The organism is Streptococcus mitis subsp. hohhotensis (assembly GCF_000722775.1).
In the GTDB taxonomy this organism is placed as follows: domain Bacteria; phylum Bacillota; class Bacilli; order Lactobacillales; family Streptococcaceae; genus Streptococcus; species Streptococcus carlssonii.
In genome coordinates this window covers 974934-988409 of the sequence record NZ_JPFZ01000009.1, presented here as the reverse complement: position 1 = coordinate 988409, position 13476 = coordinate 974934, and the positions used below count along the sequence as shown (strand labels likewise).

Here is a 13476-nt window from a genome sequence, read left to right as displayed (position 1 = left end):
TACACCAGTCACTCCAGGACAACCAGATAGCCCACGTTGGCCAGGAAGCGTTGAAAACTTGGACAACAAGGAAAGTGTTAGTCGTACCATTCATTATGTTTACGAAGATGGAAGCAAGGCTAAGGATGATGTGGTTGAAACACTGAACTTCAAACGTTGGAGCAATGTCAACTTGGTAACAGGTCATATTGATTTCCAAGACTGGACAACTAATGATGATACGTTTGATAAAGTGGTCTCTCCAACTATCGCAGGTTACACGGCGGATAAATCAGAAATTCCAGCTGTAAGTGGAGTTCAAGCGAAAGACCAAGACCGAGTTGAAACAGTCACTTATCGTAAGGATGCCCAAAAAGCTGTCATCCGTTATGTAAGTACTAACGGTAATCGTGTTCTCACAACAGATGAAGTAACAGGTAAGTCAGGCGAAGCCATTGCCTACAGCACAACAAGTCAAATCATAGAATTCAAGAAACAAGGTTACAAGCTTGTCAGCGATGAGTTTACAGCAGGTGGTGCTAAGGTTTATGACTACGATACAGCACGCGACCAAGTCTACACAGTAACTCTTTCAGAACGTGTTGAACCCGTTAACCCAGATAACCCAAGCCCACAACCAAATACACCAGTCACTCCAGGACAACCAGATAGCCCACGTTGGCCAGGAACCGTTGAAAACTTGGACAACAAGGAAAGTGTTAGCCGTACCATCCATTATGTTTACGAAGATGGAAGCAAGGCTAAGGATGATGTGGTTGAAACTCTTCAATTCAAACGTTGGAGCAATGTCAACTTGGTAACAGGTCATATCGACTTCCAAGACTGGACAACCAATGATGATACGTTTGATAAAGTGGTCTCTCCAACTATCGCAGGTTACACAGCGGATAAATCAGAAATTCCAGCTGTAAGTGGAGTTCAAGCGAAAGACCAAGACCGAGTTGAAACAGTCACTTACCGTAAGGATGCCCAAAAAGCTGTTATCCGTTACGTAAGTACTAACGGTAACCATGTTCTCAAAACAGATGAAGTAACAGGTAAGTCAGGGGAAGTCATTGCCTACAGCACTACCAATCAAATCAATGAATTCAAGAAACAAGGCTATAAGCTTGTCAGTGATGAATTCACAGCAGGTGGTGCGAAGATTTATGACTACGATACAGCACGTGACCAAGTCTACACAGTAACCCTTTCAGAACGTGTCGAACGTGTGACACCGAAAGATCCTAAACCACAACCAAATACACCAGTCACTCCAGGACAACCCAACACACCGAATTGGCCAGGTACTGTTGAAAGAATGGAGAAGCTAACTCAAACAATAAGTCGTCGCATTAACTTCCGTTACCTCAAAAATGGAAAAGCTGCATATGGATCAATTGATCAACATATCACTTATGAACGGAATGCTCTTGTGAATTTGGTTTCTGGTGATATTAATTATGAACAATGGAAGATTACGGCTATTAAGAACCAAGATGTTGTAGCTCCAGTAGCATCTCAACCAGCTATTTCAACTCCATCGGTTGTCAACAATAGTGAATCAAGAGTTGCTAGATCATCTAGAAGCAGACGAGCATTGTCAGAAGTAGCTCCAGTTCCAGAAAATCATTTAGCTCCACAAGTGTCTCCAGTAGGCTTAACTGCTACAGAAAATGGTGAGCCTTCTGTACGCAGTTCATCAAGAGATAAACGTGCTGCTGTAGCAGAATCAACTACTTCAAATAATTCAGAAGCGGGTTCATCTGTTAATGCAGTCTTCAAAGCAGTACGAACACCTGTTACACCAAAGTTCTATGCTACTGTGAATAAAGTAGGAACGATGGAGGTTAATCCAAATTCTCCTCAAGATACAGAAGTTAATGTTGACTTGAAAGAAATGGGACGCATTGTAGCAGTCAATAATAAAGGACAATATATCAATGAACAAGGAGAGGTTGTACAAAACATTGAAGACGCTCTCTATAAGTACTATGATAATGATCCAAACGATGCAACAAAAGCAGCGGAAACAAAAATTCCTGAGGCTCCAAAATTCCATGTATTAAATAATACGCAACCAACTGCTTGGGGCTATAACATTGTTGACAAGACAATTGAACCAAATGATGAATCAGATCCTGATCGCATCGGAAAAGATACCTTTGTAACATATAATGAAATTATCGATCCAGTATCCAAGGAAACAAACCAAACGGTAAGTTTTACTGGTGCAGGTTCTGCAACTCCTAAAGATAATGTGCAAAATGACTTTGTCTTCAAGGGATCATATAATGAAGCGACTAAAGAAACAACTTGGGAAAACAAGAACCATACCTATGGAACAGTTAAAGTACCAGTTGTGACAGGATATTTTGCTGATAAAGCAGAAGCTGGTGCTAAGACAGTTACGCCAGATTTACCAAAAGCAACAGATACAGTTACATATAAAGTTTTGGGTAAAATCATTCCAGTAGATGCTTCTGGAAATGTAATTGTAAATGCTCCTCAACCACAATACTTGAATGATGCAAATGATCCTCGTAAAGCTGGAAAAACAGCAGTACCTGAAATTCTAGGCTACAAACCAGAGCGTACAAGTGTCACACCTAAAAATCCAGGTGAAGATACAAAGATAACTTACGTCAAAACAGATCAAGTTGCAGTAGTTCGTTATATAGATGTTGATAATAAGGATGAGGTCGTTCATACAGACAATGTTACTGGTAAATCTGGAGAAAAGATTGCCTATACGACAGAAACTGTTTTGAAACCATTGATTGAAAAAGGCTACTTATTGCAGAAAGATGGTTTCCCTACAGATGCAACTTTTGATACAGATGAAACAAAAGTTCAAGAATATACAGTCCTATTGAAACATAAAATCACTGTTAAAAAAGATACTCCAAAACTTGTGGAAAGAACGATTCATTATGTATTTGCAGATGGTACAAAAGCAAGTGAAGATCACCATGATCAAGTAAGTTTTTCACGTATGTTAAGTATCGATAATGTGACAGGTAAGACTACAAGTACATCTTGGGTTTCTGAAGATGGAGTGACAAGTTTTGACGAAGTGGTGTCTCCAAGCATTGCAGGCTACAATCCTGATCTTGCTAAAGTAGATTCGGTTCAAGGAATTACAGCAGAAACTGAAAATCAGGTTGTAACTGTAACTTATAGAAATGTTCAACCAATTCCACAAGTTACACCAATTCCGACTCCAACCCCAACCCCACAAGTTACACCAATTCCGACTCCAACCCCAACCCCACAGGTTACGCCAACTCCAACCCCAATCCCAACTCCGGTTCCAACGCAAACCCCGGCTCCACATGTGCCGTCAGAAGTTCCAAATCAAACTCCAGTTTCCAGAGAGAATGAAAAAGAACTTCCTAAAACTGCAGGTCCCTCTTCTGGAATGGCTCAAGTTCTGGGAGTATTGGGCTTACTTGCTGGATTCAGTTTAGTTGGAAAAGCAAAAAGAGATGAATAAAATCAAAACAAAACTCTAGACAACAAAAGATTGTAAGTGTAGTGTTTTAGGGAGTGAGAATGTATGTCAATACAGCATCAATTCCACTCCTTTTTTATCATAAAAAGTTAGAGAGAAAATATATGTATTCAAGAGTAAAACGGAATCAAATGAATCAGGTAAACAAGTATTCCATTAGAAAATCAAGTTTTGGTGCAGTATCTGTTGCTGTAGCTGCCTTAATGGTTTTTGCTACTTATTCAGGTGTAAGTGCAGATGAACAGAAAGTAGATTCACATCGAACTGAAAAAGAAGAACAAAAAGTCTCTAAAAAACCAGACGAGACCAAGCAAAAAAATTCAGAGGAAAAAATAGCAGAATTACCTTCCACTCTTCAAGCTCCAGTTTTGGAAAAAGAAGAATTAGATGTCAATGCCCTTCTAAAGAAGGAAGCAGAATCTAAAGTGGCAGCTGAGACAAAAAATTCTGACTCAAAAGAATTAACCTCTAAAGAAGTAAAACCTAGCGAAGAAAAAACTACTTCACCTGCTTCAAGTGAAAAGGTAAAAGAAGAAAAATCAGTCGAAAAAACTACTCTGGATCAGATTGTATCAGAAGCAGAAGTTTTAAATCAAGTCGCTTTACGTTATTCTCAAGAAGCAGAACGTAAAGCTGAAGAAAAAGCCTTAGTTCAAGAAGCTGTTAAGGCAGCCACCATTCAGATTTCCCAATCAAAAGCCTTATTAAAAGATTCATCTGTGAGTGCAGAAAATCTTAAGACTCAATTAAATCAACTGTATTCAGCTATTGAAACAGTGTATACTGAGTTGCAACGTGCAGGACATGGCAAGAAAATTAGCGCTAGTCTATCGCCAATTCAAACACAAGATGTAGCTATCGATAATGGAAGTATTATTGCCAGTGGTACAATCGATATGGCGGATCGTGTGACTTCAACAGGTATTGCTGATTATCGTTTCCAATTAAAATTTAAAAATGGTGCCTATCATAAGGGAGATATCTTCACAATTGGCTTGAAGGAATTACCACAAGACAATAATCTTCCTCAAAAATTGGTTGCTGAAGGTAAAGTATTTGCAGAACGAGTGAGTCTGGTTCAGAAAAATGATAATGCCAAAGCTGGAAGCCTTTCATACTGGGCTTCACGTGGAGATCGTGACGTTGCTTTGGACACAAAAGAATCATGGGATTTAGTTGACAAAGGAAGTCATATTGAAGCAACATACCGTTTCACTGACGAAATTGAACGCTTAGACGATGTTACTTTTGAACTTCAATATAGAGGTGGCATTCGTTATCCTCGAGTGAATGTGGATAAGTCTGTAACTGGTGTTATCTCAGTTAATGGTCAAAATGTAGTCACTAAGAATTACACTGTGATTAAAACAGATATCGGAGCACCTAAAGTTTATGATACACCTACTACAGTTAACTTCACAGGTGATGTGATGTTGGACGATGATGGAAGTATCAAGACATACAACACTACCCTTCGTATTGGAACATGGAAATCAAACTTTAGTGCAGGGACTCGTTTCACTATTCGTATCAATGATACAGAATTCAATAAGTTTGCTACTGTTGGTGAATTTATTGAACGTGGTGCCCACAATGTCGAAATGATAAATACTAGCCCTGATACATCAAGAACAAGGGTAAATCGCCATAATGTTATTTTGGAAGCACCTCGTGAAGAGCCTGGTCAACATGCCAAATTCAAGATTCTTAAGGCAGCAGATAATGAATTAACCTTTGAATTAGTATCTGGAAAGATGTTGGCTGGAAGAACTTATGTATTACGTACAAAAGATTTTGGAGTTGACCGTGTTCCGACAAGTCACACAGTTAATTATCTGAATGAAGCTAGAAATGGTTTTAAATCGAATGTTTCAGGGACATTGACAGTTGTTGATGCCAAAGGTAAAAATCTTACAGACCAATACGAACAAGCTGCTGATTCTGACTGGAAAATTGCCAACCCAGATATGGTTAGAACAGATGGACGCCTTGTATATGGAGATGTAGCTGTTCGCTTCGTTGATACTCAAGGGAAAATGCTTCTTCCTGCCATTGCAGCGGTGGAAAATGGAGGTATCCTTCAAGACAAATTCACTACTGTAAGACCATCTACCAAAATTGATACTAGCTATGTAGCTACTTTGGAGAGAAATACAACTGAGACAGAAGTTCAAGAAAACAAAGGAATTCAAACAACTTCTATCACAGCACCTTATTTATTGCATTCACCAAATGGTAAATATTATGTCTTCAAAGAGTATGCACAGAATGATCGTTTCTATAGTAATACGAAGACATCTGGTACGATTACACGAGCTCAAGCCAACGTGGTAGCTGTGTACGAAGAAGCTAAATTTGGTAAAGTTGATATTCAGTATCGTGATAAAACAAGTCAAGCTATTTTAGAAACATTCAATACACCACATGATAAGAGTTCAAATCTCATTAACTTGTTGGGAAATAACTATGATGTGACTGCTAAAGTTCCTGAACGTTTCGAAAAAGATGGTGTAGTATATGTCTTGTCACAAACACCTGCTAATAGTAAGGGACATTTGACACAGGCCGATATCCATGTTGTTTATGATTATCTTGCTCAACAAAAAGCACAGGTTAAATACCTCAATCAAACAGAAACAAGTCCTAAAATTTTAGGAAATGTGGATAGTGTAGTTGGTCTTCCAGGTGAAACAATTTCTTATAATTCAAAAACTCGTATTAATCAATACCTAAAACAAGGATATGAATTAGTACATGATGGTTTTGCAAATGCTAATGATAAACGTTTTGATAGTGAAAAACAAACTGATCAAGTATTCTCAGTGCAATTAATCGAAAAAGTTGTGACTGTCACAGCAGATGATCCTAAACCAATTGCTGGAAATCCATTAGTAGCAGGAGATGCATTGTCACCTGTTTGGCCTAAATCGGTTGAAAACTTGGATACACTGAGAAAAATGACCAAGCAGACCATTCACTACAAATATCAAAAAGATGGTAAACAAGCTTTCAAAGATGTAGTTCGATCTGTAGTTTTTGAAAGAGTGGCGAGAGTTAACCTCGTTACTGGTGCAGTTATTTATGATAATTGGAAAATCACAAGAATTGATGATAAACCAGTAGCTTCAGTGGATAGGACTGTTCATAAACCAAATGTCACTCCGCAAGGAGTAACAACTATTGCAGCAACTCCTTCTGGTCTAGGGAATGGAATTTCTATCAAACCAGTTTTGACTGTTCCGAATCCAGTTGTTGCATCATCACCAATTGTTGCAAAACCCGTTGTATCGGTCAAGCAAGTAACACCTGTTAAACCAGCAGTGCCAACTCCTGCTAAGCCAGCACCTGTAGTTCAACCAAAACCAGTAGCACCATCAACACCAGTAACAACGGTCAAACCAGTAGTTTCGACACCAGTAACTCCAGCGCCAGTTGCCACACCACAACCAGTTGTTCCAGTAAAACCAGTAGCACCTGCAACGGTAACACCTGTTAAACCAATAGTATCTACTCCAGCTACACCAACACCAGCTGTGCAACCAAAACCGGTAGCGACTACTGATTCAAAACCTGGCTTAAATCCAGCTGAAGCCTTGGCTGCAATTAAACCAACAGATTTTTCTTCACAAACATCTGTTAATAAGAAAACAGAGACAAGACCTGTTCCTGGTGGAACGGCTACGACTACAACTACAACGACAACTACTGTTACTTCAAACGCGGCAACAGCGGGTCCTACAACACCGATTGTCACTATTACAACAAATGAAACCGAAACTCATTCAGAGGTGACAAGTGTTATTCATACTGGCACTACTAGCTACACGCATGTGGTAGGAGTTGTTACAAAACCAAACGTAGTTGTAACTCATCCAAAACCAAGTGTTCAGACTAAACCGCATTTAACGAGACCTCATCATAGACCAGTACACCATGTTCCTTCACATCATGGTAAACAAGTTAAATTAGTCAGAACTGGACCAGAAAGTCGTGTTCATGCTAGACGGCATCGTTAAATTAAAGAAGTGTCACTGCTGATTTAACTAATAGGATAGTATTAGATAACGCAAAAAAATGAGCAACTTTACATCAAAAGTTACTCATTTTTATATTAAAGACTTCTTAAAATTCTCTATTTTTTACTGAACTGCTGCAACCAAGTCTTGAGCTTGTTTTCCAAGTGAGTTTAGGACTGTTTCGTCAAGAACCAATTTTCCGTCTGCCCAAGCAGAGTCATTGACACGTGCAGCAGTGAAATCACCAACGACTTGTGTACGGATAAATGGCAAAAGGTCTTTGTAGATAGCGAAAAGTTGATCGTGACCTGCATTGGCTACAGATGATACTGTGACAAACTTGTCTTGAAGGGCAGAAGCACCACGTGTATCAGACAAGTCAAGGGCACGAGATAGCCAGTCAAGTAAGTTTTTCACTGTTCCAGGGATAGAGAAGTTGTAGACTGGAGAGAAAATCCAGATGGCATCCGCAGCGAGAACCGCTTCACGAGCAGCAGATACAGCTGGATGAGTTGGAACTTCCAAATCTTGGCTGAAGAGAGGAAGGGCTGAGTAATCAAGATAGCTAACTTCTGCTTTACCAGCAAGTGCTTTCTCAGCTTCGAGAGCCATTTGGTGATTGAAAGAACCTTGGCGTAGTGATCCGACGATAAATAATACTTTTTTAGACATGATGTGTCTCCTTTTTCTTAAACTTCCGAGAGCTCTCTCGTTGTTATAAAATATATTACAACAAAACAAAAGGACTTGCAAGAAATTTGCTCAAAGATAAGTAAAACTATAAAATTGCCGAAACTCTAGTCACTTGCTACTGGAATGCATTTGATTTTCGAAGAGTATTCCTATATTCTCTTGTAATATGATGACATAAGTGCTAAAATAAACAAGAAAACTCGCAATAGAAACCGCAGAACAGCTATTTTCCGGTATCATTTCATAAATCATTAAAGGAACAATAATGGCATTGAAGAATGCTTCTAAAAGGGGTGGAAATCATGTAAGGCACAAATTAACAAGTGACGGACAAAAGAAATAATAATACACTTGTTAAGGAGAAAAGATGTTAATAAGAAATTATCGGAAAAATATTGGCCTGATGGCCGGAGTTGAGTTTTTTGCTTTTTTAGGGATTACCAGTTTTTGGATTCTCTTTCTCAGTCAAAACGGAATGTCTCTTTGGCAGATTGGACTGCTAGAAAGTATTTTTCATACTACCAGTCTTCTCTGTGAAATTCCATCTGGAATGTTAGCTGATCGCTATTCCTATAAGACCAATCTTTATTTAAGTCGAATAGCAGGGATTGTGTCTTCCGTTCTCATGTTGGCTGGGCAGGGAAATTTTTGGATTTATGCGCTAGCTATGGCGGTGAGTGCCTTGTCTTATAATTTTGATTCAGGAACAAGCGCAGCAATGATCTATGACTCTGCTGTAGAGGCTGGACTGAAGGAGCGCTATCTATCCATTTCAAGCTTTATGTCAGGAGTAGCTGAAGGAACTCGGTCTTTGGGGACCGTTTTAGCGGGATTTTTTGTTCATGGTCAATTGCACCTGACCTACTATATCATGATTGCCACTTCTATCATAGTTATTTTCCTGATTTGGATGCTGAAAGAACCTAGTGTCAAGCTAGAAAAAGCTGATAGTGTGAGCATGAAACAGATTATTTGGACCGTTAAGGATGAGTTGAAGCGAAATCCCATGCTATTCAACTGGATGATTTTGTCTCAGATTGTCGGAGTACTCATGTGCATGTTTTACTTTTACTATCAAAATCAGTTACCAGATTTAAGTGGTTGGCAAATTTCAGCAGTTATGCTACTTGGTAGTCTCCTGAATATCCTTGCAGTCTATCTAGCGAGTAGGATTGGAAAGAACTATGCTGCCTTGAAGCTTTTCCCTGTCCTCGTGTTGCTGACTGGCGTCACCTATATGTTGTCCTACTTTGGAACACCTCTAATCTATATTTTGATTTATTTGATTAGTAATGCTCTATATGCTCTTTTTCAGCCGATTTTTGACAATGATTTGCAAGAGCGCCTCCCAAGTGAAGTAAGGGCAACCATGCTAAGTGTCTACTCTATGATGTTTAGCCTGAGTATGATTGTCTTCTTCCCACTGACAGGCTGGTTGATTGACCATTTAGGCTTTGTAGTAACATTTCTTTATCTAGGATTCTTTTTAGTTATGGTTGGCCTTCTACTGGCTATCTTTTTAGGAAAAATGGCTAAAAGAATGGATGATAAAGTGATTCTATAGATTAAAAAACTTACGAAAACTTGAGTGCCAGGCTCAGGTTTTTTAATAGGTTGATTTTGGAGCTGTCTTTACTTTTCTTGATCGGTTTTAATCAAGAAAAATCGGTTTGCTTTGAAGGGAGAAATAGAATTGGTTTCTTATTACTCAATGAAAATTAAAGAGCAAACTAGGAAGCTAGCCGCAGATTGCTCAAAGCACAGCTTTGAGGTTGCAGATAAAGCTGACGTGGTTTGAATTTGATTTTCGAAGAGTATTCTTGCATTCACTTGTAATAAAGCTTAATAGATGGTAAAATAGACGAGTGAAAAAAAGACAAAACAAAGCAAAAAATAATCTACTGTGGCAGTATGGTCTAGGGATGACGATTTTGTTTGTGGTTATCAGTGCTTCCTTTCTGTATCTAGTGTTTCTGAGTATGAAACCTTATCAAACAGCTAAAAGTGAAGGAGAAAAATTAGCTCAGCAGTATGCAGGATTAGAGCAGGCTGATCAGGTTGACTTATACAATGGCTTAGAATCCTATTACAGCGTTCTTGGTCGTAATAAAAAACAAGAATCACTTGCTGTCCTGATTGGAAAAGATGACCATAAGATTTACGTTTATCAGCTAAATCAGGGTGTTTCACAAGAAAAAGCAGAAGCTGTTTCTAAGGAAAAAGGAGCTGGCGAGATTGACAAGATTACCTTTGGCCGTTATCAAGATAAGCCAATTTGGGAAGTTAAGTCAGGCTCTGATTTTTATCTAGTAGATTTTGAAACAGGAGCATTGGTCAATAAGGAGGGCCTATGAAACTATCCAACCGTGTTTTAGAAATGGAAGAAAGTGTGACCTTGGCTGCTGGAGCCCGTGCCAAAGCGCTGAAGGCTGAGGGAAGAGATATCCTGTCTCTAACCTTGGGTGAGCCAGATTTCACTACTCCCAAAAATATCCAAGATGCCGCCATTGCATCGATTCGAGATGGGCGTGCTTCTTTTTATACAGTGACCTCAGGTCTGCCAGAGCTAAAGGCAGCGGTCAATAGCTACTTTGAGCGCTTTTACGGCTATTCTGTGGCGCCAAATCAAGTGACAGTCGCTGCAGGAGCCAAATATTCTCTCTATACCTTCTTTATGGCAGTGGTCAATCCAGGTGATGAAGTCATCATCCCAACCCCATACTGGGTTAGCTATGGAGATCAGGTCAAGATGGCTGAAGGGATTCCTGTCTTTGTTCCTGCTAAGGAAGACAATCATTTTAAGGTGACTGTAGAGCAGTTAGAAGCGGCTCGCACTGACAAGACCAAGGTTTTGGTGCTGAATTCACCATCTAATCCGACAGGTATGATTTACACCCGTGAGGAACTCTTGGCAATCGGAAACTGGGCTGTAGAAAATGACATTCTCATCCTAGCAGACGATATTTATGGTCGCTTGGTCTATAATGGTCATGAGTTCACACCGATTTCTAGCCTATCAGAAGCGATTCGCAAGCAAACAGTGGTCATCAATGGTGTGTCTAAAACCTATGCTATGACAGGTTGGCGGATTGGCTATGCCGTCGGTCAAGCAGACATTATCGCTGCCATGTCTAAGATTGCAGGTCAAACAACCTCCAATCCGTCAGCAGTAGCTCAGTATGCAGCAGTTGAGGCTCTATCAGGTGAGCAAGATACTGTAGAAAACATGCGTCAGGCTTTTGAGGAACGACTAAACACCATCTATCCCCTTCTTGCTGAGGTGCCTGGATTTGAAGTGGTCAAACCGCAAGGGGCCTTCTATCTTTTCCCAAATGTCAAAAAGGCCATGGAGATGAAAGGCTATACGGATGTGACAGACTTTACAACTGCTATCCTAGAAGAAGCTGAAGTTGCCTTGGTAACAGGAGCAGGATTCGGAGCACCAGAAAATGTACGCCTCAGCTATGCGACAGACCTAGACACGCTTAAAGAAGCAGTTAAACGCTTGAAAGCATTTATGGGTAGTGAGAATGATTGATCATTTTGAAATTAAGGTAAAGGATTTACAAATTTCAGAAGATTTTTATAGGAGATTTCTCGCTCCTTTGGGCTATAAATTAGCTTTTAAGACTACCTCTCTAATCAGTTTTCTTGCCCCAAATAGCCCTCATCCTGGTGGTGATTTTTGGCTGGCTCAGGGGACACAAGATCCTATTCACTTTGCTTTTTTAGCAGAAAATAAGGAAGAAGTTCAGGCTTGTTATGAGGCTGGTTTAGAGGCAGGTGGGCGAGACAATGGAGCTCCTGGTTATCGCAGTGAGCAACCGATTTACTACGCTGCTTTTATGATTGACCCAGATGGGAACAATATAGAAGTGGTTTGCCATAAAGAATAAAAAAGAAAAAGGAAAAATAATGACAAAACGTGTAACGATTATTGATGTAAAAGACTATGTTGGTCAGGAAGTGACGATTGGCGCTTGGGTTGCCAACAAATCAGGAAAAGGGAAAATTGCCTTCTTGCAATTGCGTGATGGAACAGCCTTCTTCCAAGGTGTGGCCTTTAAACCAAACTTTGTAGAAAAATTTGGTGAAGAAGTGGGACTTGAGAAGTTTGATGTCATCAAACGCTTGAGCCAAGAAACTTCTGTTTATGTGACAGGTATTGTTAAAGAAGACGAACGTTCTAAATTTGGCTATGAGTTGGACATTACAGACATCGAAGTGATTGGTGAATCTCAAGACTACCCAATCACACCAAAAGAACACGGGACAGACTTCTTGATGGATAACCGTCACTTGTGGCTCCGTTCTCGTAAACAAGTAGCGGTGATGCAAATCCGTAACGCTATCATTTATGCAACTTATGAGTTCTTTGACAAGAACGGCTTCATGAAGTTTGATAGCCCAATTCTTTCAGGAAATGCGGCTGAAGATTCAACAGAACTCTTTGAAACGGACTACTTCGGAACTCCAGCTTACTTGAGCCAATCAGGTCAGCTTTACCTAGAAGCAGGGGCTATGGCTCTTGGTCGTGTCTTTGACTTTGGTCCAGTATTCCGTGCTGAAAAATCAAAAACACGCCGTCACTTGACTGAGTTCTGGATGATGGATGCTGAGTACTCATACTTGACACATGATGAGTCACTTGACTTGCAAGAAGCTTATGTGAAAGCTCTTCTTCAAGGTGTTCTTGACCGTGCGCCTCAAGCCTTAGAAACCTTGGAACGTGATACAGAACTCTTGAAACGCTACATTTCAGAGCCTTTCAAACGCATCACTTATGATCAAGCCATTGACCTCTTGCAAGAGCATGAGAATGATGAAGATGCTGACTACGAACATCTTGAGCATGGTGATGACTTTGGTTCACCACATGAAACTTGGATTTCAAACCACTTTGGTGTGCCAACTTTTGTTATGAACTATCCAGCAGCCATCAAGGCCTTCTACATGAAACCAGTTCCTGGAAATCCAGAACGTGTGCTTTGTGCAGACTTGCTTGCTCCAGAAGGCTATGGAGAAATCATCGGTGGATCTATGCGTGAGGAAGACTACGATGCATTAGTTGCTAAGATGGATGAACTTGGCATGGATCGTACAGAGTATGAATTTTACCTTGACCTTCGTAAATACGGTACTGTACCACACGGTGGATTTGGTATCGGTATCGAGCGTATGGTCACCTTCGCGGCAGGAACAAAACACATCCGTGAAGCTATTCCATTCCCACGTATGTTGCACCGTATCAAACCGTAAGAATAGAAAAACGCC

Annotated in this window: 8 protein-coding genes; 7 read left to right on the top strand and 1 reads right to left on the bottom strand. The window is 40.1% G+C overall.

The features are described from left to right. Both SK608_RS11335 and SK608_RS07390 read left to right on the top strand, forming a co-directional pair. On the top strand, positions 1-3475 hold a 3475-nt coding region (locus SK608_RS11335), incomplete at its 5' end, for a mucin-binding protein (RefSeq protein WP_033677739.1). 149 nt (positions 3476-3624) lie between these two features. Further along, on the top strand, positions 3625-7509 hold the full coding sequence (locus SK608_RS07390; protein ID WP_033677821.1) for a mucin-binding protein: 3885 nt from the start codon (positions 3625-3627) through the stop codon (positions 7507-7509). A gap of 123 nt (positions 7510-7632) precedes the next feature. Here SK608_RS07390 and SK608_RS07385 read toward each other — a convergent pair whose 3' ends face one another. Then, a complete protein-coding gene (locus tag SK608_RS07385) occupies positions 7633-8181 on the bottom strand; it encodes an NADPH-dependent FMN reductase (RefSeq protein ID WP_033677737.1) in 549 nt (182 codons plus the stop codon). A gap of 388 nt (positions 8182-8569) precedes the next feature. Between SK608_RS07385 and SK608_RS07380 the strand changes: the two genes are divergently transcribed. From SK608_RS07380 to asnS, 5 genes are all read left to right on the top strand, one after another. After that, positions 8570-9766: an MFS transporter gene (locus SK608_RS07380; RefSeq protein ID WP_033677735.1), complete on the top strand. Its 1197-nt coding sequence runs from the start codon at positions 8570-8572 to the stop codon at positions 9764-9766. A gap of 301 nt (positions 9767-10067) precedes the next feature. Beyond that, entirely contained in the window at positions 10068-10556 is a 489-nt protein-coding gene (locus tag SK608_RS07375) for a cell wall elongation regulator TseB-like domain-containing protein (protein WP_033677733.1), read from the top strand. Next, positions 10553-11740 (top strand): pyridoxal phosphate-dependent aminotransferase, encoded by a 1188-nt coding sequence (locus tag SK608_RS07370; protein WP_033677730.1) that lies wholly within the window; start codon positions 10553-10555, stop codon positions 11738-11740. Before SK608_RS07375 ends, SK608_RS07370 begins: the two co-directional genes overlap by 4 nt. Beyond that, positions 11733-12098: a VOC family protein gene (locus SK608_RS07365; protein ID WP_033677727.1), complete on the top strand. Its 366-nt coding sequence runs from the start codon at positions 11733-11735 to the stop codon at positions 12096-12098. The genes SK608_RS07370 and SK608_RS07365 overlap by 8 nt, the downstream gene beginning before the upstream one ends. A gap of 19 nt (positions 12099-12117) precedes the next feature. Continuing rightward, positions 12118-13461: an asparagine--tRNA ligase gene (gene asnS / locus SK608_RS07360; RefSeq protein WP_033677725.1), complete on the top strand. Its 1344-nt coding sequence runs from the start codon at positions 12118-12120 to the stop codon at positions 13459-13461. Positions 13462-13476 lie beyond the last annotated feature (15 nt).